Consider the following 20,679-nt stretch of genomic DNA (forward strand, 5'->3'; position numbering starts at 1 on the left):
GATCAGGGCAGGACGACGAAGATCGCGTATCGGGACGGGCCAGGGCCGGGGCAGCGGAAGCGGGAGGCGCCCCACAGGCGGAAGCGCAGGCAGTCGCCCGCCTCCACGAGGTGCGTGCGGCCGTTGGCGGTGATCTCCACCGCTCCCTCCAGGGCCCAGATGTGCTGCTCCAGCCCCGGTACGGGCGGCGCGTCGTAGGAGATGTCGGCCCCCGGCCGCAGCGTCGACTCGACCACCTCGCCCCGCAGCCCGGGATGGGGCGGGGAGATCGAGCGGCGCACGAACCCCGACTCCTCGTCCCGCCACACCGGCTGCGCCGCGGCCGTCAGGACCTGTGGCGGCTCGTCCTCGACCTCGGCCAGCAGCCGGGACATCGTCCGCCCGTACACCTCGCACAGCTTGCCGAGCAGGGCCGCCGTGGGGCTGATCTCGCCCCGCTCCAGCCTCGAGAGCGTCGAGCGGCTGATGCCGGACCGGTGCGCCAGCTCCTCCAGCGGCCAGCCCCGCTCGACGCGCAGCTCGGCCAGGCGGTCGGCGAGCCGGGCGTCCACGTCCTCCAGACTTCTCACATTTGGGATCGTATCCCACATCTGGGATGCGCGAGGCCGGCGGCCAGGCAGGCGACCGGGATGACGGGCAGCACGTACCGGTGGTCGAAGTCCAGGACCGCCACCGGGCCGATCAGCAGGCCCATCGCCACCGCCCACGGCAGCAGCGCCACGCGGGGCCGCCGCGCCGCGGCGACCGCGCCCAGCAGGAGGATCAGGCCCAGGAACGGGCCGCGCAGGTAGGCGGCGTACTGGTAGGCGATGAGGAAGTCCGCGTACGGGGAGACCGACGACAGGCCGCGGATGTCCGGGTCGTACTCGCGCTTGACCTTGTCGATCAAGGGCTGGCCGGGCAACTCCCAGTGGCCGCTCCTGAAGCCGAACGCGGGCGTGGTGCGGTCGGGGTGCGGGATCGGGGTCCAGGAGAAGGCGATGCCGGTGTCGCGTGCGACGTGGCCCAGGTAGTCCAGGGGCTGGGCGAGGATGGCGCCGATCGCGAACGAGCGGGCCAGGTCGTTGTGCGTGAAGCGGTCGCCGGGCAGCAGGTTGAGCGAGGCCCCGGGCGCCCACACGTACTCCGAGGCCGCGTCCACCTTCGTCCCGTTGGGACACAGGCGGGCCAGATCGGGCGGCGGCTGGATGCGGGCGCAGTCGGCGAACGTCATCGTGCGCGCCCACAGGGCGACGCCGTCGGCGCCGCTGATGGCGAACCGGCCGTGGTGCTGGGCGTACCAGGCGGCGTAGCCGGCCAGGGGCAGCGCGCCGGCCAGGACCAGCGCGGCCAGTGGCCGCCACCCCACCCGCCGCACGGCCAGGACGAGCACGACGAGCAGGAGCAGCGGCAGCGCGATCGTCCTGGTCAGCGCGGCCGCGGCGAACAGCAGGCCGGCCCCGGCGGCGGCGCGCGCGGACAACCTCGGCGACCACATCAGCACGGCCAGCCCGGCCACGACGAGGAAGATGAACTGCGTGTCGGACAGCACGCCGTGCTCCAGCCGCAGGAAGGAGGCGTCGAAGAGCAGCGGCACCGCCGCCGACGCCGCCACCCAGCCGGGCGCCGACCTTCGGCGCAGCACCGCGTAGAGCAGCATCCCGGTGCCCAGGCCGGCGGCGTGCTGGACGGCCGCGACCAGTTCCACGCTGTGGAACGGCAGCAGCGCCCGCAGCAGCAGCGGGTAGCCGATCGGGTGGAAGGTCGCCGACGGGGCCGGGTGCACGGCGGTGTCGAGGTAGGTGAAGGAGTCGTACCAGTAGAGGGTGACGGGGCGGTAGCCGAGCATCGTCACCACCCGCAGCGCGGCGGCCAGGGCCAGCAGCGTGGCGAAGACGCGGTGGCCGGCGAGTGCGGCGAGGCGGCGCTGCGCGGGCAGCGCGGGGCGGGTGTCGGTGAGCACGCGAAATCCGATCGTGGGGGCATGACTGGGGTCCGCGCATGCCGAGGACGACGCATGGCGGTGAAAGTGGGCGCGCGCTCAGCCGCGCGCGCCCAGAAGGCTCAGGGAAAGCTCAGCAGCGAGACTCGGGCACCACGCCGCGCCGGGTGCTGGGCTCGGCGCCGACCAGCAGGAGTGCCTGGCCGTCGGCGGACATGACGCCGTCGTGCACGTACCAGTCGCCTGGCGCCGAGGGGCCCGAGGGCCGGCCGTGGGAGATGTACGACGGCGTGACGCCCCGCTCGCGCAGCAGGGCCGAGATCTCGGCGACGGTCTTGTTGACGTAGTCCACGCAGTGCAGGGGCTCGCCGGGCCTGGCGATGCCGGGCGGCATCTTGTACCGCTCGCCGGGCAGGGCCCGCCTGCCGAGCGTGATCTCGGCCTTCTTGTCGAAGTCGATCGGCACCTTCACCCCGATGGGGCAACCCAGGAACCGCTCGCACGGGCCCGGGGAGTCGATCGTGGTGATCGGGCCTTCGGCGGGCACCGGCTCGCCGGACCTGAGCCGGTCCATGTCGTTGATCACGAACATCTGGCCCGTCAGGCTGGCGGAGGTCGGCGCCAGGTCGAGCGTGATGTCCAGGCCCCTGGCCCGGAGCTCGCGCTGGTACACCTCGGGGTCGGCCATCAGGTCCTTGACCGTGATCACGTAGTGGTCGTCCACCACCTCGATGTCCAGCGCGGCGGAGGCGGGCGCCTGGGCGAGGCCGAAGGAGAGCAGGGCCGCCAGCGTGGCCAGCACCGGCACGGCCGCCCACCTGCGCGGCCACCTGCGGTCGCGGGACTCGGCGACGGGAGCGGAGGTGATCTCCTCCAGCAGTTCCCTGGCGATCGGCGTGGTGCCGGGGCCGGGGTCGGGTGCGATGCCGGCCACCAGGCGGTCGATCTCGTGCATCACATGGCCCCTTTCGTCATGGCGACGGCCCGCAGGCCGATGCGGGCCAGGTCGATGCCTGCCGCGTCCAGATGCGTGGCCAGCCGTTTGCGGGCCCGGTGCAGCCGCAGCCGGGCGTTGGCCCGCGAGCAGCCCAGGACGGTGGCGATCTCGTCGGAGCCCAGCCCCTCCCAGCCTGCCAGCGCGAGGATCTCCCGGTCGTCGGCGCTCAGCCGCGCGAACGCCTCCTGCACGCCCGCCAGGCTCTCGCCGGCCTCAACCCGCTCCGCCCACACGGCGAGCTCCCGGCCGAGCCGCTCCACCAGCTCGCTGCGGCGCGACTCGGCGCGGCGGCCGTTGGCCAGCACCCGTCGGGCCACTCCGAACAGCCACAGCCGCGCGTCCCGCCCCTCCGGGATGTCGTCCAGGCGGCGCCAGGCCGTGGCGAACGTCTCGGCGAGGGTGTCGGCGGCGTCCTCGTGGGAGTCGGTACGCCGCCGGATGTAGGCAAGGATGTCGGCGTAGTTGGCAACGTAAATCACCTCGAAGCGCTGCTTGCGGTCATGGCGGGTCACGCTGCCTTCTCTCATCCGATAGGTCCGACACCCCGTACCTGTCCGCACCTACCGGATAGTTTCACCCCGATTTCCGGCGAATTTTGATGTCCCGCATGTCGGTCACCGCGATTTTCAGGATCTCGTGCGGGACCCCGTACGCCTCCAGCGCCGCCATCGCTCCCAGCGCCGCGTCGTCCTCGCCGTCGTCCGGGCCCTCGGCGGGCACCTGGCAGCGGAACGTGAACACCGACACGCTCGCGTCGTGCGTGAACGTGCCGGCCTCGGTGTACCCGGCGCCCGCCGCCGCCAGCACGGCGGCCCTGCCCGCGTCATCGAGCCCCTTGAACTTGCCCCTGATCGTCACCCTGAACACGGTCACTCCCCTCGCACGGCGTAGGCCAGGACCCGCTCGCCCAGCACGCTCTCCGCCGCGTCCAGCAGCTCCAGCACGGCTCGCGCGATCGTGTCGGGCCGCTCGCCCGCCGTCGTGCGCCGGCCGATCTCCGACAGCACCAGCGCGTGCAGGCTGCCGAGGTGCCAGGCGATGACGCGCGGCAGCGGATCGTCCTTCGCGGCGCCGCTCTCCTCGGCCAGCAGCTCGGCCAGCGCGTCGGTCATCTGGTGGCCGAGCGCCTCCAGCCGGGCGGTGAGCGTGGGCGCGGCCCGCATCATCTCCAGCACCCGCCCGAACCCGGCCGTCAGGCCCACCTGGCGCTCGCGCCCGCGCACCTCCTGGCGCAGCCGCGCCAGCACCGCGCCCGCCGCCGACTCGCCGGCGGCCCGCTCGCGCACGATGCCGGCCAGCCGCTGCGGCGAGGCCTCCTCTGGCGGCAGGACCAGGTCCTCCTTGGCCGGGAAGTAGTTGTAGACGGTGTTCACCGACACCTCGGCGGCGGCGGCGACCTCGGCGATGGTGACGTTGTCGAAGCCGCGCTCGACGAACAGGCCGATGGCCACCTCGGAGATGCGCTGCCTGGTCTGCCGCTTCTTGCGCTCGCGCAGTCCTTCGGTCATAAAACTGAAGCGTACTACAAGCTTTAAGTCGATTGCATTTTTGGATCGTTCAGCTGAGCCGCGATGAGGCGGGTCGCCTGCCGGATGACCTCCGCCTGCGCGGGGGCCAGCGCTTCGAGGAACGGCTCGAGCTGCTGCGGGTCCCAGCCGGGACCCGGCCGCAGCTCGTGCAGCACGTGCTCGACGCTGTAGTCGGCCAGGGTCGCGGCCAGCGGCGCCACCCGGGGGTCGTCGGGCTCGGCATCGGCGAGCTCGTCCAGCCTGCGGTAGAACTCCTGCCCGCGCTCCGCCGTGGCGGGGTTGACGGCCAGCGTGTCGAGCATCGCCAGCGTCCGCTGCCGGTCGGGCGCCGCCGACATGCTGTCCACCAGCACGAGCAGGTCGCGATCCCAGGCGGCGCTCTTCGACGCGGGCACGTCCACCACGCGCAGGAAGGCCACCAGGTCGGGCGAGGCGGTGTCGTCGGGGCCGAGCGTGCCGTCCTCGGCGCGTGCCAGCACCTCCGCCAGGCGGGCCCGCCGCAGGTGGATCTCCCGCTCCTGCGCCGCGAGGTCGGCATCGATCTCGGCGAGGATCTCGGGCAGCTCCCTGGAACGGTCTTCCGCGATGACGTCGCGAGCCTCGTCCAGGCTCAGCCCCAGCTCGACCAGGCGGCGGACGCGGGCCAGGGCGACGGCGTCGCGCATGCCGTACTCGCGGTAGCCGTTGGCCAGGCGCGGCGGCTCCGGCAGCACGCCCTGGTGGTGGTAGTAGCGCACCGTCCGGGTGGATACCCCGAGCAACGCGGCCAGCTCTCCGATCCGCATGCCTCCAGTTAAGACGTTGACGTGGCGTCAACGTCAAGTCGGGCGCACGGCCTTGAGGAACAGATCCACCAGAGCGTCGGCGTACTCGGGGGTCAGCGGGCCCGAGCGGTGCAGCCAGCGCTGGAAGAGGGGCGCGTACAGCAGCTCCAGGGCCAGGTCGAGGTCGGCGTCGGCGGCGATCTGGCCGGCCCGCTGCGCGCTGCGAAGGCGCGCCTTCTTGGCCTCGTCCACCGGCGCGGCCAGCCGTTCGCGGTACTGCGCGGCGAGGTCGGGGTCGTTGATGATCTCCGTGTTGAGCGCCCTGATCGGCCCCTCGAACGCCGGATCGGCGAACTCCGCCGCCGTGGCCCGCATCACGAGCTTCAGGTCGGCTTCGATGTCGCCGGTGTCGGGCAGCGCCATACCGCCCTCTTCCGCCTCGCTGAGCGCCAGGAACGCGTCGAAGACCACCGCCCCCTTGGACCGCCACCAGCGGTAGATCGTCTGCTTGCCCACGCCGGCCCGGGCGGCGATGGCCTCGATGGAGACCTTGGCGTAGCCCACCTCGGAGACCAGCTCGCGGGCGGCGGCGAGGATGGCCTGGCGGGAGCGCTCGCTGCGGCGGGAGGGGTCGGGGTGCTTCGGCATGCGAGGCAGCATAGCAGCTCGACGAGACGAGACGCTCCGTCTTGACACGACGGGACGCACGCCTCACAGTAGAGGCATTCAGCGAGACGGTTCGTATCGTCTCGCAGTTGCTCACTGAGGAGAGAAATCTTGACCCGAGTGTGGTTCATCACCGGTGCGTCGCGCGGCCTCGGACGGGCGTTCACGGAGGCGGCGCTGGCCGCCGGCGACCAGGTCGTCGCGGCGGCGCGGAACGTGGAGCCGCTGGCGGAACTGGCCCGCAAACACCCCGGCGCTCTCGTACGGCTGCCGCTCGACGTGTCCGACCGCGCGGCCGTGTTCGAGGGCGTGGACCGGGCCGTGGCCGCGTTCGGCAGGCTCGACATCGTGCTCAACAACGCCGGCGGCATGCTGTTCGGCATGCTGGAGGAAGCCACGGAGGAGCAGCTCAGAGCCCATTTCGACGTGAACTTCTTCGGCGCCGTCTGGGTCACCCAGGCCGTCGTGCCGCACCTGCGGGCCCAGGGCTCGGGCCACATCCTCCAGGTCACCTCGATGGGCGCGGGCGGCGGCTTCGCCTCGACCGGCATGTACGCGGCGAGCAAGGCGGCGCTCGACTCCGTGAGCGAGGCGCTGGCCATGGAGGTCGAGCCGTTCGGCGTCAAGGTCACCATCCTCCAGATGGGCGGCTACGACACCGGCCTGTTCACGGTGGGCACCACCGCGACCGAACCCGACCCCGGCTACGCGGAACTGCGCGCCAAGCTGGCCGAGATGTGGGGCGACGACGCCGGCCCCGACCCGAGCACCGCCGCGCCCGTCATCATGGAGCTGGTCGACCTGCCGGAGCCGCCGGTGCGGCTGATCGTCGGCAGCGCCTCCTACGACATCGTGCTGCACATGGAGCAGGCCCGCGCCGAGCAATACCGTGCCTGGGAACGGCTCAGCCGGCTGGCGCCGGGATGAAACCTTTCCGCGCGCTCACACGTCACATAAATAGGTGGCACGGCCGCCGGGCCCGCCATTAATGTCAAAGACAACGGAACACGGGGCGGCGCCGATCCGCCCCCTCCACCGATCAGACAAGGAAAGGCCAGTCATGCTCCTCGCAGCCGCCGCACTCGGGCAGGAACGGTGTTGCTATCGCCGACCTGCGGCGCTCGGCTGCGCCCTGCTCGGGACGGCTTCTGGATAAACCCCGAAGAGGAGTATTCCGGAGGCCGCCAGGTGAACACCAGGCGGCCTTTTCTTTTCCCCCTGCCCGGAATGCGGGCCGCGCATTTTGACAACTCCACGGCGGAGCACCATGGGCTGATGGTGAAAAGGCATCACACCTGCCTTGCAAGCAGGAGTTCGGGTTTCGAGATCCCGTCGGTCCACCACGCCGCAGAGGCCGAACTGGTAAGGCAGCTGGCTTCCACCCAGCAGGACGGGGTTCGAGTCCCCGCTGCGGCTCTGCACGCGTCCGTAGCCCAAGGGGAGAGGCACCGGCCTAAGGAGCCGGACGGTGCGGGTTCGAATCCCGCCGGACGTACCACGCCCCGTTCGTCCAGTGGTCAGGACACCCGGCTTTCACCCGGGAGATCGCCGGTTCGAATCCGGTACGGGGTACGGCCCCATAGCTCAATGGGACAGAGCGCCGGCCTACGAAGCCGGGTCCGTCGCAGGTTCGAATCCCTGCTGGGGCCACTGATTTCCCCTTCTGCGCGAGCTGGGCACGCGGGGAGCCCACCCGGCTGTAAACCGGACGCTTCGGCTGTGGCGGTTCGACTCCGTCCTCGCGCACTCCCCTGCCTGGTCCATCGCGGCGCAGTTCGCCGGTGCGGAGGCCGGTCTGCAAAACCGGCCCGTGCGAGTTCGACTCTCGCCTGCGTCTCCAAGGGTGCTTCCGCTGCGGAGATCCGTACGGCTTGACAGTTCTGCCGGGATGTGTGCGTAATAACCGTCGCGTCGCGTGTCGCCGGCCGGGAGGACGGTCGGGGCATGGAGGCGCCGAATCAAAGGGGATGACGCCGTGACCACTCACACTGTCGGTCGTGCCTGAGCGCACTGCGCCCGCGCGTCATCCCATGCCCTCGGCGGTGTCGTAGAAGCCCGCTGCGTGTCGGCATGCCCGCGCGGGTTTTTCGTCCTTTTCGACATCTCACCCGCCAGGAGCCGGAAAAAGCATGCCCATGGACTTCAACCAGCAGATCATCGACGAGTTCCGCGCGAACAAGGGCCAGGTCGGCGGCCCCTTCGAAGGAGCCAGGCTGCTCCTGCTGACCACCACCGGCGCCAGATCGGGCGCCCCGCACACCACGCCGCTCGGCTACCTGCCCGACGGCGAACGCCTCCTCGTCATCGCCTCCGCCGGCGGCTCGCCCAAGCACCCGGCCTGGTACCACAACCTGCGGGCCGATCCGCAGGTCACGGTGGAGACCGGCCTGTTCACGTACACGGCCAAGGCGGTGGTGCTCGACGGCGAGGAGCGTGACCGCGTGTTCGCCCGCGCCGTCGAGCTGGACCCGGGCTGGGGCGCGTACGAGGCCAGGTCCGGGCGGACGCTGCCCGTGGTGGCGCTGGTGCCGACCGACTTCGGACCGCCCACCGGCCGGATGGGCGACGCGCTGATCTCCATGCACGACAACTTCCGCCGCGAGCTGGCCCTGATCCGCCGGGAGGTGGCCGCCTCCGGTCCGCGCCTGGCCGCCCAGCTCCGGGTCAACTGCCTGACCATGTGCCAGGGACTGCACGTGCACCACTCGCGCGAGGACGAGTACATGTTCCCCGCGCTGGAGGATCGGTATCCGGAGCTGGCGCCGGTGATGGCGCGGCTGCGGGACGAGCACGCGGTCGTCGCGCGGCTGCTCGGGGAGCTGCAGGCGCTGCTGCGCGCCGAGGACGTCGAACCGGCCGAGCTGCTCGCGGAGGTGGAGCGGCTCACCCGGGAACTGGAGGCCCATCTGGACTACGAGGAGGAGCAGCTCGTCCCGCTGCTGAATTGATCTTCCATGGTGTCGTTGTGGCAGAAGGAACAGGCGGGAACGTATCCTGGCATCGCGTCCGGGCCCGGCGCCAAGAGCACGTGGATTCCTGAGAACGACGGCGTGCGCGGCGCCGGTCATGCTGACGGCCGCATGTCAGGACGGTCGCAGGTCAGGGCCGCGGGTCAGGACGGCACTGCGTAGCGGGCGGCGATCGCGGTGGCGCGGTTGCGCAGGGAGTCGCGCAACCACTGCGGGGACAGGGCTTCGGCGTTCGTGCTGAGCTGCCACAGCGCCCACTCGGCGTGCCGGGAGTCCTGGAAGGTCACCTCCAGCCGCAGCCAGCCGTCCGGGTCGGTTTCTTCGGCCAGGACGGCCAGCGCGGTGCCCACCAGGTCCTCCCGCCGCGCCGGGTTCAGCCGGACCCGCACGGCGACCTGGTCACCACCGGTCCGGAACCGCGTGCTGCGTTCCTGCCAGGCCCGGTCCAGATCGACCCGGTCCGGGCGCTGCGCGGGTTCGGCGAGTTCCTCGGCGGCCAGGACCCGGGACAGCCGGTAGGTGCGGTCCGCGCCGGACCGCGTGGCCAGCAAGTAGCCCCTGTCGCGCACGGTGACCAGGCCGATCGGGTCCACCGTGCGCCACTGCGGGCTCCGGTCCACAGCCGCGTAGTGGATGCGCAGCCTGCGCCCGGTGAACACCGCGCGCAGCACCGTGGCCACGATGGCGTCGGGCACCTCCTCGTCGACCAGGCGGCGCGAGAGGAGGTCGGTCTCCGGGTCTATGAGCAAGCGCTCGGCCGCGCCGGCCGCGGTGTGCCGGTAGCTCTCGGGCAGCGCGTCGACCACCTTGAGCATCGCCGAAGCGAGCGCCGAGCCGAGGCCGAACGCCTGCGCGCCGCGCCGCGAGCCGGCGACCAGCAGGGCGAGGGCCTCGTCGTGGTTCAGCCCGGTGAGCTCGGTGCGGAAACCGGGCAACAACGCGAACCCGCCGTGCCGGCCGCGTTCGGCGTAGACCGGGACGCCGGCCGCGGACAGCGCCTCGATGTCGCGCAGCACGGTGCGGGTGGACACCTCCAGCTCGCGGGCCAGCGCGGTCGCGGACATCCGGCCGTGCTGCCGCAGCAGCAACACCAGGGAAACCAGCCGGTCGGCGCGCATGCGAGGACATTACCGAAATACACGACAAAGGATGTCGTGATTCGCTGGGAGGCTCTTCGACGTCACGAAAGGCGGCGGCCCCCGGGCCTGCGGCCCTGCGTGAAGTCGACGAAATCGAATGGAGCTGATGTGGCAATGGAGCGAACGGCGGTCAACCCGTGGGCCTGGTCGGTGGAGCTCGGGTACAACCAGGGTGAGATCGTCTCCGGGCACACCCGGACCCTGTACTTGTCCGGGCAGACCGCGATGAGCGGCGACGGCAAGCCCCAGCATGCCGATGACATGGCGGCGCAGCTGGCGCTGAGCCTCGACAACCTGGAGGCCGTGCTCGGCGAGGCCCGAATGTCCCTGGCGAACCTGGTCCGGCTCAACGTGTACACCACCGACGTCGATCGGCTCTTCGAGCACTACGGCGTGCTGGCGTCGCGGTTGGGCGCGGCCGGGGTGGCGCCGACCACCACGATGCTCGGGGTGACACGGCTGGCGATCCCTGACCTGATGGTCGAGCTGGAGGGGACCGCCGTCGCGTGATGCGGCCTGTGCCGCCTCCGGCAGGGCTGCGGGAGGCGGCACAGGGGCGGTCCGCTCGTCGAGCACGCTGGGGAAGACCGCCGAAAGGGAGCGGCAGGCGCCCGCGCCGCTGCCGGGGCGCAAGGGAACGCCTCCGCCAGAACGCAAGGGACGCCTCCGTCAGGCCGTAAGAACGCCTCGCCCGGGTACGTGTGGCCGCCCGCGATCGCTGACCCGCCCGCTCGGCCGTGTGGGTGCCCGCGAGCACTCACCCGCCCGACCCGCCGTGTGGCCGCTCGCCGTCACTGGCCGGCCCGCCTGGCCTCAGGCGCTCTGGTGGCGGGCGGCGAACAGGATGCGGGTCCCACCGTCCACGGCCCCGGGTTCCCGGCAGGCGGTCGCCCTCCACCCGGGCGAAGCCCGCCAACGGCGAGGAACGCCTCTCTGCGAGCACACCCAGCCCCTCGATCGAGACTCCTCACCCGGCTTCCGGGACAGGCCCTCGCAGGCGCTCGGCGTGATCCTGCTGGTTCTTCAACGCCAGCGACAGGAACCTCTCGATCACGGCGAGCTCGGCCAGGCTGAACTTCCCCAGCTCGACCTGCGCATCCGTCAGCACGGGACCCCAGATCTCCGCACTCATCCGCTCCGCGTGCTCCGTCAGGTGGACGAGGACGCGGCGGCGGTCGGCGGCATCGCGGCGCCGCTCGGCCAGCCCCGCCCGCTCGAGCCGGTCGATCACGGTGGTCATGGCGCCGCCGGTGAGCCCGGCTGCGGTCGCCAGCTCGCTGGCCGTCAGCGGCCCGCGCGTGCTCAACCGGCTCAGACAGCGCAGGTCCGTGCGGTTGATGGCGAGGCGGCGCGCGGCCCGCTCGTCCAGCACGTCGGTGGCGTCCTGCAGATCCTGCACGGCCTTGGTGACGGCATCGATCACGCTCTGCTTTGACAATCTAATCCTTAGAAAACTAAAGTTTCTCTCGCCAGCATCCTACTCCCCAGGGAGACGAGCATGTCGGACGACCAGCACCTCACGCTGCGCCCAGCCACGACGCAGGACATCCCTGCCCTGCTCGCACTCATGGACTCGGTCCTGACCTGGCTCGTCGCACGAGGCCGCACGGAGCAGTGGGGCACCGTGCCGTTCTCACGCCTCCCCGGCTTCCCCGAGCTTTTCACGGGCTGGACGTCGCAGGGCGCCATCACCACGGCCGAACGAGGCGGCACCTGCGTGGGCCTCCTGGCCCTGGCTCCCTCGCCCCCGCCGCGCATCCCGCCGGGGCTGATCCCCGAAGGCTCCCTGTTCATCCACACCATCATGTCCGCCCGCGGCCCGGCCGGGCGGGGCGTGGGCCACGTCCTCCTGGAGGAGGCCGCCCGCCAGGCCAGGGCGCACGGAGCACCGGCCCTGGGCCTTGACCACTGGGCCGGAAGCGCCGAGCTGGACCAGATCTACGACAAGCACGGTTTCGTCAAGGCCGGCGAATGCGAGGGCGGCAAGACCGGCCCGACCACCACGCTCAACACCGTGCGGGTCCGCCACCTCTTACCCAGCTGAGGCGCGGCTGCGGGGGCGCGCTGCCCCGGGCCGCGGTGTCGGGCGGATCGGTCGGAAGCCGAAGGCTCACCAGGAGGCACCGGCCACGCATCGTGGCGGACGGCACAACGACGTGAGCCCGTACCGGCGAGGCCGGCCGGTACGGCACAACGTCATGAACCCGTTCCGGCGAGGCCGGTGATCGGCCGCGGAGAGCCAGGCCAGGATCGAGATACTCGAAACTGGGACGACGCAGATGTTTCTTCACGACTCGAATCTGGGTTGCCGGAGCTGGTCAGCACCCGGCCGCTTCCGTTTCGCGACGATCTGGGCGGCGACGGTGGCGGTGATGGTGCTGACGCACAGCCCGACCGGCACCGCAAAGACGGCATACCCCCACAGAGTGTCCTGAATGCTCTCCTGATCGCTCAGGCCTGGGTCGATCGTGAAATAGACGGAGCAGAGCAGGAGAGGACCAGCCGTGCCTGCGAGGGCGCCGCTCTTCCACCGCCCCTGCTGCGCAGCCGCCCATGCCGCGACGATGCCGCTGATCACGACCGGTCCGATCAGCCCGGCGGTGACCCCGCCGGCCTCGACGAATATGGCCTTCACCACGTACTCACCGGCGCCGCCGCTCAGCACGCGTTCCGTGAGCATGGGATCGAAGGTCGGCGGGCTATCCCACCACCACAGTGGCGATCATCGCGCCCTCGGGGCGGAGGACGAGACTCGGGCGCCCGGGGGTGGGGAACGCATCCCGGGCGCCCGGGATGCGGGCCTCAAGCTGGGGATCCATGTCGGCCATCCTCCCGGCCGCCGCTGCCTGGCTCATCCGCCAGGCGTCGGAGATCCCGCCACGGTCGCGCGCCGATCGTCGCGCGGGCGTGGTCGTGGCGGGATGCGCGTCCAGCCGGGTCGTCGCGCGGGCGTGGTCGTGGCGGGTCGCACGCCCCAGCTGGATGGCCGCATGGCCATGGCCCTGGCGGGATGTGCGTCCCACCAGGACGGGCTCACCGGGTGGCGACCAGTTCCTCGTCGGAGGCGGCGCGTGAGGTGCGCCGGCCGGTGCCGAGCGTGAGGAGCAGCGAGGCCGCCGTCAGCACCACGCCGAACCAGACCACACTCGTGACCCCCAGGTGATCGGCGAACAGCCCGCCGAAGAGCGCTCCGAGCGCGATGGAGGTGTTGTAGGCCATGGTGTTGAGCGACATGGCGGCTTCGAAGGTGTCGGGCGCGGCCGCCTGCGTCATGTTGACCTGGCACAACTGCACGACGCCGAAGGAAACCCCCCAGAGCACGAGCGCGACGATCGACCCGGCCTGCCCGTGGCCGGTCGTGAGCAGCAACAGCATCGACACCACGAGCCCCGCGCAGCCGACGATGAAGCTGCCCCGCAGGCTTCTGTTCACCGTGTAGCCGGCGACGAAGTTCCCGATGGCGCCGCCCACGCCGTAGATCATCAGCACGACGGTGATGAAGGCGGGTGCGGCGGAGGTGCTGCCCTCCAGGAAGGGCCGTACGAAGGTGTACGCCCCGAAGTGGCCGAGCACGAAGAGCACGACCGTGCCGAGCACCAGGCGCAGCGGCACGTTCCTGAACGGGAGCGCGAAGACTTCCCTGACCGGGACCGCGTTCGCCGACGGCAGCGACGGGACGACGGTCGCCACGGCGAGGAACACCAGCGCGCTGAGGCCGCTCCAGATGAGGAACGTGGTCCGCCAGTCGGTGAGGCTTTCCAGCACGGTTCCCAGCGGGATGCCGACGACGGCGGCGATCGAGATGCCCGACATGACGACCGCGGCCGCCCTGCTGGCCTGGCGCTCGGGGAGCAGGCGCATCGCCATGCTCACGCCGATGGCCCAGAACACGCCGCTGGCGAATCCCATGACCAGCCGGGTCGTCAGGACCAAGGGATAGCTGGGCGCGACGGCGGTGACACAGTTTCCCACGGTCAGGATGGCCAGGAGCGTCGACAGGAGCACGCGCCGGTTGACGCGCCTGGTCCAGGCCACGATGAAGGGCACGCCCAGCCCGGCTGAAACGCCGTACAGGGTGACCATCAGCCCGGCGACGCCCACCGAGATGTGCAGGCTGGCGCTGACAGGAGTGAGCAGGCCGACCGGCATGAGCTCGGTCGTGAGAAAGACGAACAAACTGGCTGTGATGGCGGCGACACCCAGCCATGCCCTCAGGGCCGAGCGCGGGTGTCCATGGTGTGTGGCCACTGATTTCCTCTGATCGTTCAGGCGGAGGACGGCCGGGGACGCGCGGGGACGGCGATCCCGGTCCCTCCGCGTTGATAATCTCAACGTTGAGATAACACCATGGAAGGAAGCTCAACGTCAAATAAATGAACGTTGAGATAGTTAGCGTTGAGAGAGGCCTGGTGGGCGGCATGGCAGATCGCCGAGCAGGCGGAAGGAGGCCCCGTTGGCTGATGTGGTGGACCTGATCCTGAGCCAGTGGCAGCGCGAGCGGCCCGACGTGGACGTCTGGCCCATGGGGATCATCGGGCGGGTGAGCAGGCTGTCGCGGGTGCTGGATCGCGAGCTGAGGGAGTTCTTCGCCGCACACGGGCTGGAGCGATGGGAGTTCGACGTGCTGGCCACCCTGCGCCGGTCCGGCTCCCCGTACGAGCTGACGGCCGGGACCCTCAACCGGGCCGCCATGGTGACCTCCGGGGCGATCACCAACCGGATCGACAGGCTCGCGGCCAAGGGTCTGGTCGAACGGTTGCCGGACGAGGAGGACCGGCGCTCGATCCGCGTCCGGCTGACGGCGCAGGGGCTGGCCAAGATCGACGAGCTCGTCGGCCCGCACGTGGAGAACGAGGCCCGCCTGCTGGCCGAGCTGGGCCCGCGGGAACGGGACCAGCTCGCGGGCCTGCTGCGCGGCCTGCTCGAGTCGCTCGGCGACACGCCCCAGGGGTAGGCCCGCGGCCTGCGGCACGGCAGCACCGCCGCCAGCCGGCGCCTTCGCGCACAGCGTCCGTGGGGCCGTCGGCCCCACGACAGGTGTCCGCGCCGCCGCCCCCGGCCCGTGCTCTCGTGGGGCGTGGTGGCAGGGGACGACGGCGCCCGGCCGGCGTTCGTGCGCCGTCGTCCCCTGCTGGCCGGTGGCGACGCGGCCGGACGCCGGGGGGACAGACCGCGCGGCAAAGCGCTGGGGCGGGGCGTGCCTTCGAGTGGCGTGGACGTGCGGGGACGGTCAGCCGATGGACTGGAGGCGGTCCAGTTCGTCGTCGGACAGCGTCAGCGTGCCCGCGGCCACGTTCTCCGCGAGGTGGCCGGGGTCGCCGGTGCCCGGGATGGCCAGCACGTGCGGCCCCTGCCGCAACGTCCAGGCCAGCCGGACCTGGGCGGGCGTGGCCCCGTGGGCGCGGGCGACGGCGAGGACGCTCTCGTGCTCGCCGTCGCCCGCGAGACCGGCCTCGCGCCCCGCGCCGGCGATCGCGAAGAACGGTACGAAGGCGATGCCCTGCTCGCCGCAGCTCCGCAGCAGCTCTCGCTGGCCGGCCGTCGAGCCGACGCCGAAGGGGTTCTGCACGCAGACCACCGGCGCGATGGCCTGGGCCTCGGCGAGCTGGGCCGGAGTGACGTTGGAGACCCCCAGGTGGCGGATGAGCCCGGCGTCGCGCAGGTCGGCCAGCGCGCCGAAGTGGTCGGCGATCGAGCCGGCCTTCCCGCTGGGCGGGACGCGCAGGTTCACGACGTCGAGATGGTCGCGGCCGAGCTGGCGCAGGTTCTCCTCCACCTGGCCGCGGAGCTGCTCGGGTTCGGCCCACCACCACTCCCCCGACGGGCTCCTGGCCGGCCAGACCTTGGTGGCGATGACGAGGTCGTCGGGGTACGGCGCCAGGGCCCGGTTGATCAGCTCGTTGGCCGACAGGCGTGGCGAGAAGTAGTACGCGGCTGTGTCGATGTGGTTGACCCCGAGCTCCACCGCGCGACGCAGGACGCTGATCGAGCGTTCGCGGTCAGCGCCGGCGCCGGCGGTGAAGGCGGCGCGTCCGGTCAGCCTCATGGCGCCGAACCCGATCCGGTTGACGGTCAGGTCGCCCAGCTTCCAGGTGCCCGCGGAGGCCGCGGTGTTCGTACGTGCAGTCATGATCGGTCCTCACGGCAGTGGCCGGTGTGGGTGGGGTGGGGAAGTGCCACGGCCATCCGGGCGAGACCGGATCCGGGCATGAAAAAAGCCTCCCCGGGGCGGATGAGGATCCGGCCGAGAAGGCTCTGCGATGCCCCTAAGACTACCAGTCCTGGCCCGTTGACGTATTGACCTGAGGTCATCAATACTGACCTCAGGTCAATAAATCTCCCAAGGAGTGCACATGTCCCTGGCGACGGACAGCGAGACGTCCGGCCTCGACCTGGTCGGGAAGCTCCTCGATCCCGCGTCGAGAGCCGACCCGTACCCGGTCTACGCCGGCTTCCGAGCTCTCGGCCCGGTCTGGATCGACGAGATCTCCGCGCTGGTGGTGACGGGTTACCGCGACTGCGAGACGCTGCTGCGCGACCCGCGGCTCAGCGCCGAGCGCTGGCGTCACTTCGACGCCGGCCGGGAAGTCGATCCGTATCCCCCCGACGCGCCGTCCTCGGTGCGGCAGCCGTGGTTCCTGTCCATGGACCCGCCGGACCACACCCGGCTGCGGCGCCTGGTCAGCAGCGCGTTCACCGCCCGCACGATCGCCCGCATGGAGCCCTACGTGGCGCGGCTGGTCGACGACCTGCTCGACCGGGCGTGCGAGCGGGACCCGTTCGACGTGGTGTCCGGGCTCGCCTACTCGCTGCCCGTGACGGTCATCTGCCACCTGCTCGGCGTTCCCGCGGCGGACGAGCGGCTGTTCCGTGGCTGGTCAGCCCAGCTCACCCGGCAGCTCGACGGCTTCTCCGGCCCGGACGACGACGAGGAGCAGTGGGCCGGCGGCATGGTGGGGATGCACCGGTACATCAACGAGCTCGTCGCCGACCGGCGCGGGAGCCCGCGCCGCGACGACCTGATCTCCGCGTTACTCGCCGCCGAGGACGGCGGCGACGTGCTCAGCCATGACGAGCTGGTCTCCACGATCGTGCTGCTGCTGGTGGCGGGGCACGAGACGACGGTCAACCTGATCGCCAACGGCGTGCTCGCCCTGCTGCGCCACCCCGGCCACCTCGCCGCCCTGCGGGCCGACCCCCGCAGGGCTCCCGCGGTCGTCGAGGAGGTCCTGCGCTACGACCCGCCCGTCCAGCTCACCGCCCGGGTCGCGCGCGAGGACCTGCGGGTCGGGACCGCGAAGGTGCCCGCGGGCGGCCTGATCATCCTCCTGCTGGCCGCGGCCCACCGGGACCCGGAGGCGAACCCGGACCCGGACCGGTTCGACCCGGGACGCGGGCAGGTGCGGCATCTGGGCTTCAGCGCGGGCGCGCACTTCTGCCTCGGCGCGCCGCTGGCCAGGCTCGAAGGACGGGTGGCGCTGGCCGCGTTCGCCCGGCGCGTCCAGGAGCCCCGGCTCGTCGCCGACCCGCCGCCGTACCGGGAGCACGTCAACCTCCGCGGCGTCAGCGAGCTCCTGGTTGGGCACGGCACGCGCGGTCGCTAGCCTGGTGCGGTGGTCACCTCCAGGAGCCGCCGTCGCCTCTCTCCCGAGGCCAGGCGCGGCGAACTCGTCGACGCCGCCATCCGGCTCCTGCGCTCCGGCCAGGAGGTGACCAACTGGGTCCAGGCCGTCACCGCCGAGGCCGACGCCGCCAAGGGCACCTTCTACGTCTACTTCTCCTCCTGGGAGGACATGCTCGCCGCCGTGCGCGACCACGTGCTGCGCGACTACGTGACCCGCTTCCACCGGCTCGCCGAGTCCACCGGGCCGATCGACTGGTGGGCCACCCTCGACACCGAGTGCGCCGCGGCCATCGAGGACATCTCCCGGCCGGGCGGGCTGCACGCCGCCGTCTTCCACTCCGCGCCCGAGCTCACGGACGGGGGGCGGCTCGACGTCGTCGACGCGATCGCCGCGGCGTTGCGACGCGGCATGGACGACGGCGCGTTCCGCCCGATCGATCCGCACATCGCGGCCACGATCCTGTTCACGGTGCTGCACGGCGCCGCGGATGCGATCGCCGCCGGCGAGGAGCGGCAGAGCTGGCTGGAGGCCGTACGCGACCTCGCCCGCCAGTGGCTCGCGCCGGCGAACCAGCAGTGAGGCGTCAAGCGGGCCCTCAGGTGAGGCGTCAAGCGGGGCGGCAGAGGATCGGCATGGCGACCATGCCGTTGGCCTTCAGCGTGGACCTGACGTAACGGTGGAAGCTGGGCCTGAGCACCTGGTTGAGCAGGAAGGCGGGGGCGCTGCCGGGAAGCCGTACGTAGTTGACGAACGCGTACGGGCCGCTCTCCTCGACGGGCCGCAGCAGCGTGGAGTTGTCCACGCCGGTCTTGGCGGTGTACCAGGCCGCCAGCCCTTCCCAGGCCGCCACCCCCGCCTCCGGGTCCGGTGCGGTGAAGTGGTTGAACAGGAACGTGCCCTGCGCCGTCGCGTCGGTGTCGCCGATGCGCCTGGTGTTGCTGGCCGGCATGACCAGGTCGGCCCGCAGCTTCTCGACCGGCACGGCCGCGAGCTGCGCCGGGGAGGTGGTCTGGACGAGCATGAGCACGTCGTGGCGCGGGCCGCCCTGGATCGGCGGGATGAGCACGGCCTCGAAGACGGTGGCGCAGGCCACCTCGTCCAGCTCGGTCAGATCCTGCGCCAGTGCCCGCCACTGGGCGAGCATCCGCTCGCGGCGCGCGCTCCTGCGGACGAAGGGGGCGCGGCCGGGCGGATCGACGCTCGCGCAGGCGTACAGATATCCGCGGGGCGAGGGGGTGGTGAAGCTGATCGGGGGGATTCCTTCCGGCATGGTGATCCTCTCCTTCGACCGGCCGATCTCCTGCCCGCCGCCCGGCGGCGTGAACGCCCCGCCAGGTTGCGGAAATAGGTAGATCGGTCTATTTTTGTGAGCATGGGACGCAAGGGGGACGAGACGCGCGGGCGGCTGCTCGACGCCACGCAGGACCTGATCGAGGCCGGCGGATACTTCGGCGCCGGGCTCAACCAGGTGATCGCGGCCAGCGGGATGCCCCGGGGCTCCCTCTACTTTCACTTCCCCGGCGGCAAGGATCAACTGGTCGCCGAGGCGCTGCGGTGGGCGGGCCTGGAGCTCGGCCAGGCGATGCGCGACCTCGCCGACGCGGCGCCGGACGCGACCGCCCTGGTGACCGGGGTGATCAAGCTGCTCGGTGACCGGCTGGAAGGCTCGGCGTGGCGCAAGGGCTGCCCGGTGGCGACCGTCGCGCTGGAGATGGCGGCGGGCAACGACGCGCTGCAGCAAGTCTGCGCCGAGGTGTACGACGCGTGGGAGGGCGTGCTGCGGGAGCGGCTGATCGCCGACGGGCACCCCGATGCCGACGACGTCGCCACGAGCGTGCTGGCCCTGGTTGAGGGGGCGCTGGTGCTGGCGCGGGCGCGGCGGAGCCGGGATCCGCTCGACCGGGCGGCCAGGAGCGTCGCGGTCCTGCTCGGCGGCTGAGGGCCGGGCGGGCCCCGTCTGCGCATGCCCCAAAAATATGTAGATCGATCTATAGAAAGACTCATGCAACCCGATCCACTCGTCTTCGGCGCGTCCGGCCTCATCGGGCGCTTCCTGGTCGCGGAGCTCCTGCGCCGCGGTCACACCGTCGCCGCGGCGGCCCGGGGCGGCGGTGACGGCCTCACCGCCTGGCTGACGGGCCGCGACGTTCCGCTGGACGGGCTGGCCGTCGTCCGGGCCGACATCACCCGGCCCGATCTCGGGCTGCCGCCGGGCGATCTGACGGCGGTCCGCGACGTCTACAACTGCGCCGGCCGGTACGCGTTCGGGCTCACGGCCGAGCAGGCGCGCGCCACGAACGTCACCGGAGCGGTGCACGTGCTCGACTGGGCCGCGACCCGGGCCGGCCTGCCGGAGCACGACCGGGGCCGGGAAGAGGCGTACTGGATCCTGGACGACCGCGCGCCCGTCCTGCCGGAACTCATCGGGCTGCTCGCCGCGCACATGGGGTGCGGGCGCCCCGGCGTGCGATCCCGGTCGGGTTGCTGCGGATCCTCCCTCGCGCCCTGACCGGGGCCGATCCCGAGACGTTGTCGTTCCTGTCCACCGACCGGTACGACACCGCGTCCGCCCGGGCCTTCGCCGAACGGGCGGGGCTGCGCATGCCGCCGGTCGAGGCGGCGCTCAGGGCGTGGGCCGACGATCTGGTGGCGGCCCGCTTCGGCGCCGCGGAGACGCCGCACGGCCCGTACGGCTACCAGCAGGTGGCGGGCACCGCCACCTGGATCAGCGGCGAGCGCGAACGGCCGGCTCACGTGCTGCTGCACGGGCTGCCGCGGGACTCCGGCTCGTGGCAGGAGGTCGCCGACCGGCTCGACGGGCCCGTGCTGGCGGCCGGCCTGGCCCGCCCCGGCCAGGCCCGCCGGGTGGTGGCGGCGCTGCGGGCCGCGCACGCTGCCCGTGACGAGCTGCGGCAGCTCCTGGCCCGGGTGAGCGTGCCCGTCGAGATCGTCACGGGGTCCGCCGATCCGCTGACCGCGGCGGTGGGCCGGCCCGTGACCACGATCAAGCGGGCGGGGCACTATCCGCAGCTCACCCATCCCGCTGAGGTCGCCGCCGCCATCCGGTGA

General features: G+C 71.8%; 25 protein-coding genes and 7 tRNA genes. 17 read left to right on the forward strand and 15 right to left on the reverse strand.

The window, feature by feature from the left end:
- Nucleotides 1-2 precede the first annotated feature (2 nt).
- From ACBJ32_RS33980 to ACBJ32_RS34015, 8 genes are all read right to left on the reverse strand, one after another.
- The gene (locus tag ACBJ32_RS33980) at nt 3-569 is read right to left on the reverse strand and encodes a helix-turn-helix domain-containing protein (protein WP_375130238.1); all 567 of its coding nucleotides are present in this window, start codon (nt 567-569) and stop codon (nt 3-5) included.
- The gene (locus tag ACBJ32_RS33985; RefSeq protein WP_375130239.1) at nt 566-1,942 is read right to left on the reverse strand and encodes a hypothetical protein; all 1,377 of its coding nucleotides are present in this window, start codon (nt 1,940-1,942) and stop codon (nt 566-568) included. The genes ACBJ32_RS33980 and ACBJ32_RS33985 overlap by 4 nt, the downstream gene beginning before the upstream one ends.
- 112 nt (nt 1,943-2,054) lie before the next feature.
- Nucleotides 2,055-2,876, reverse strand: a complete 822-nt coding sequence (locus ACBJ32_RS33990) for a hypothetical protein (RefSeq protein WP_357889666.1) — start codon at nt 2,874-2,876, stop codon at nt 2,055-2,057.
- Nucleotides 2,876-3,430: an RNA polymerase sigma factor gene (locus ACBJ32_RS33995; protein WP_375130240.1), complete on the reverse strand. Its 555-nt coding sequence runs from the start codon at nt 3,428-3,430 to the stop codon at nt 2,876-2,878. The genes ACBJ32_RS33990 and ACBJ32_RS33995 overlap by 1 nt, the downstream gene beginning before the upstream one ends.
- 61 nt (nt 3,431-3,491) lie before the next feature.
- Complete coding sequence (locus ACBJ32_RS34000) at nt 3,492-3,785, reverse strand: DUF6204 family protein (RefSeq protein ID WP_375130241.1); 294 nt, start codon at nt 3,783-3,785, stop codon at nt 3,492-3,494.
- 2 nt (nt 3,786-3,787) lie between these two features.
- Nucleotides 3,788-4,426, reverse strand: a complete 639-nt coding sequence (locus tag ACBJ32_RS34005) for a TetR/AcrR family transcriptional regulator (protein WP_375130242.1) — start codon at nt 4,424-4,426, stop codon at nt 3,788-3,790.
- A gap of 23 nt (nt 4,427-4,449) precedes the next feature.
- On the reverse strand, nt 4,450-5,232 hold the full coding sequence (locus ACBJ32_RS34010; RefSeq protein WP_375130243.1) for a MerR family transcriptional regulator: 783 nt from the start codon (nt 5,230-5,232) through the stop codon (nt 4,450-4,452).
- Between the two features lie 33 nt (nt 5,233-5,265).
- The gene (locus tag ACBJ32_RS34015; protein WP_357889651.1) at nt 5,266-5,859 is read right to left on the reverse strand and encodes a TetR/AcrR family transcriptional regulator; all 594 of its coding nucleotides are present in this window, start codon (nt 5,857-5,859) and stop codon (nt 5,266-5,268) included.
- A gap of 138 nt (nt 5,860-5,997) precedes the next feature.
- On the opposite strand from ACBJ32_RS34015, the gene ACBJ32_RS34020 reads away from it, so the two are divergent.
- The 9 genes from ACBJ32_RS34020 to ACBJ32_RS34060 all read left to right on the forward strand — a co-directional run bounded on the left by ACBJ32_RS34020 (nt 5,998) and on the right by ACBJ32_RS34060 (nt 8,825).
- A complete protein-coding gene (locus ACBJ32_RS34020) occupies nt 5,998-6,804 on the forward strand; it encodes an SDR family NAD(P)-dependent oxidoreductase (protein WP_375130294.1) in 807 nt (268 codons plus the stop codon).
- Nucleotides 6,805-7,146: 342 nt separating this feature from the next.
- Nucleotides 7,147-7,220, forward strand: a tRNA-Ala gene (locus ACBJ32_RS34025).
- Between the two features lies 1 nt (nt 7,221).
- Nucleotides 7,222-7,293: transfer RNA gene (locus tag ACBJ32_RS34030), tRNA-Gly, on the forward strand.
- A 6-nt stretch (nt 7,294-7,299) separates the two neighbouring features.
- Nucleotides 7,300-7,375 (forward strand) — tRNA-Leu (locus ACBJ32_RS34035).
- Between the two features lies 1 nt (nt 7,376).
- Nucleotides 7,377-7,449: transfer RNA gene (locus ACBJ32_RS34040), tRNA-Glu, on the forward strand.
- A 1-nt stretch (nt 7,450) separates the two neighbouring features.
- Nucleotides 7,451-7,527 (forward strand) — tRNA-Arg (locus tag ACBJ32_RS34045).
- A gap of 15 nt (nt 7,528-7,542) precedes the next feature.
- Nucleotides 7,543-7,623: transfer RNA gene (locus ACBJ32_RS34050), tRNA-Tyr, on the forward strand.
- A gap of 21 nt (nt 7,624-7,644) precedes the next feature.
- Nucleotides 7,645-7,717 (forward strand) — tRNA-Cys (locus ACBJ32_RS34055).
- 289 nt (nt 7,718-8,006) lie between these two features.
- Nucleotides 8,007-8,825: a nitroreductase/quinone reductase family protein gene (locus ACBJ32_RS34060; protein ID WP_375130244.1), complete on the forward strand. Its 819-nt coding sequence runs from the start codon at nt 8,007-8,009 to the stop codon at nt 8,823-8,825.
- Nucleotides 8,826-8,989: 164 nt separating this feature from the next.
- On the opposite strand, the gene ACBJ32_RS34065 is transcribed toward ACBJ32_RS34060, so the two are convergent.
- Nucleotides 8,990-9,964, reverse strand: coding sequence for a helix-turn-helix transcriptional regulator (locus ACBJ32_RS34065; protein ID WP_375130245.1), 975 nt, complete (start codon nt 9,962-9,964; stop codon nt 8,990-8,992).
- A 135-nt stretch (nt 9,965-10,099) separates the two neighbouring features.
- Here ACBJ32_RS34065 and ACBJ32_RS34070 point away from each other — a divergent pair, with 135 nt between their 5' ends.
- Nucleotides 10,100-10,495 (forward strand): RidA family protein, encoded by a 396-nt coding sequence (locus tag ACBJ32_RS34070; RefSeq protein WP_375130295.1) that lies wholly within the window; start codon nt 10,100-10,102, stop codon nt 10,493-10,495.
- Nucleotides 10,496-10,952: 457 nt separating this feature from the next.
- On the opposite strand, the gene ACBJ32_RS34075 is transcribed toward ACBJ32_RS34070, so the two are convergent.
- Nucleotides 10,953-11,423, reverse strand: a complete 471-nt coding sequence (locus ACBJ32_RS34075) for a MarR family transcriptional regulator (protein ID WP_357889639.1) — start codon at nt 11,421-11,423, stop codon at nt 10,953-10,955.
- Between the two features lie 60 nt (nt 11,424-11,483).
- On the opposite strand from ACBJ32_RS34075, the gene ACBJ32_RS34080 reads away from it, so the two are divergent.
- Complete coding sequence (locus ACBJ32_RS34080; RefSeq protein ID WP_375130246.1) at nt 11,484-12,029, forward strand: GNAT family N-acetyltransferase; 546 nt, start codon at nt 11,484-11,486, stop codon at nt 12,027-12,029.
- 243 nt (nt 12,030-12,272) lie between these two features.
- Here ACBJ32_RS34080 and ACBJ32_RS34085 read toward each other — a convergent pair whose 3' ends face one another.
- The 3 genes from ACBJ32_RS34085 to ACBJ32_RS34095 are packed head-to-tail and all read right to left on the reverse strand — an operon-like array spanning nt 12,273 to nt 14,161.
- Nucleotides 12,273-12,665, reverse strand: a complete 393-nt coding sequence (locus ACBJ32_RS34085; RefSeq protein ID WP_375130247.1) for a hypothetical protein — start codon at nt 12,663-12,665, stop codon at nt 12,273-12,275.
- A gap of 19 nt (nt 12,666-12,684) precedes the next feature.
- On the reverse strand, nt 12,685-13,008 hold the full coding sequence (locus ACBJ32_RS34090; protein WP_375130248.1) for a hypothetical protein: 324 nt from the start codon (nt 13,006-13,008) through the stop codon (nt 12,685-12,687).
- Nucleotides 13,009-13,018: 10 nt separating this feature from the next.
- On the reverse strand, nt 13,019-14,161 hold the full coding sequence (locus ACBJ32_RS34095; RefSeq protein WP_375130249.1) for an MFS transporter: 1,143 nt from the start codon (nt 14,159-14,161) through the stop codon (nt 13,019-13,021).
- A gap of 286 nt (nt 14,162-14,447) precedes the next feature.
- Here ACBJ32_RS34095 and ACBJ32_RS34100 point away from each other — a divergent pair, with 286 nt between their 5' ends.
- Nucleotides 14,448-14,939 (forward strand): MarR family transcriptional regulator, encoded by a 492-nt coding sequence (locus ACBJ32_RS34100; protein ID WP_357889826.1) that lies wholly within the window; start codon nt 14,448-14,450, stop codon nt 14,937-14,939.
- A gap of 276 nt (nt 14,940-15,215) precedes the next feature.
- Here the strand turns inward: ACBJ32_RS34100 and ACBJ32_RS34105 are convergent, their stop codons facing one another.
- Nucleotides 15,216-16,115, reverse strand: coding sequence for an aldo/keto reductase (locus ACBJ32_RS34105; RefSeq protein ID WP_375130250.1), 900 nt, complete (start codon nt 16,113-16,115; stop codon nt 15,216-15,218).
- A gap of 223 nt (nt 16,116-16,338) precedes the next feature.
- Between ACBJ32_RS34105 and ACBJ32_RS34110 the strand changes: the two genes are divergently transcribed.
- Together ACBJ32_RS34110 and ACBJ32_RS34115 are read left to right on the forward strand one after the other, a co-directional pair.
- A complete protein-coding gene (locus ACBJ32_RS34110) occupies nt 16,339-17,589 on the forward strand; it encodes a cytochrome P450 (RefSeq protein ID WP_375130251.1) in 1,251 nt (416 codons plus the stop codon).
- 9 nt (nt 17,590-17,598) lie between these two features.
- Complete coding sequence (locus tag ACBJ32_RS34115; RefSeq protein WP_375130252.1) at nt 17,599-18,189, forward strand: TetR/AcrR family transcriptional regulator; 591 nt, start codon at nt 17,599-17,601, stop codon at nt 18,187-18,189.
- Between the two features lie 28 nt (nt 18,190-18,217).
- On the opposite strand, the gene ACBJ32_RS34120 is transcribed toward ACBJ32_RS34115, so the two are convergent.
- On the reverse strand, nt 18,218-18,880 hold the full coding sequence (locus tag ACBJ32_RS34120; RefSeq protein WP_375130253.1) for a hypothetical protein: 663 nt from the start codon (nt 18,878-18,880) through the stop codon (nt 18,218-18,220).
- Nucleotides 18,881-18,982: 102 nt separating this feature from the next.
- Here ACBJ32_RS34120 and ACBJ32_RS34125 point away from each other — a divergent pair, with 102 nt between their 5' ends.
- The 3 genes from ACBJ32_RS34125 (at nt 18,983) to ACBJ32_RS34135 (ending at nt 20,679) form a co-directional block, all read left to right on the forward strand.
- Entirely contained in the window at nt 18,983-19,549 is a 567-nt protein-coding gene (locus ACBJ32_RS34125) for a TetR/AcrR family transcriptional regulator (protein WP_375130254.1), read from the forward strand.
- A gap of 63 nt (nt 19,550-19,612) precedes the next feature.
- A complete protein-coding gene (locus tag ACBJ32_RS34130; RefSeq protein WP_375130255.1) occupies nt 19,613-20,119 on the forward strand; it encodes an SDR family oxidoreductase in 507 nt (168 codons plus the stop codon).
- Nucleotides 20,092-20,679 (forward strand): alpha/beta fold hydrolase, encoded by a 588-nt coding sequence (locus ACBJ32_RS34135; RefSeq protein ID WP_375130256.1) that lies wholly within the window; start codon nt 20,092-20,094, stop codon nt 20,677-20,679. Before ACBJ32_RS34130 ends, ACBJ32_RS34135 begins: the two co-directional genes overlap by 28 nt.

This window comes from Nonomuraea sp. GTA35 (genome assembly GCF_041950525.1).
GTDB lineage: Bacteria > Actinomycetota > Actinomycetes > Streptosporangiales > Streptosporangiaceae > Nonomuraea.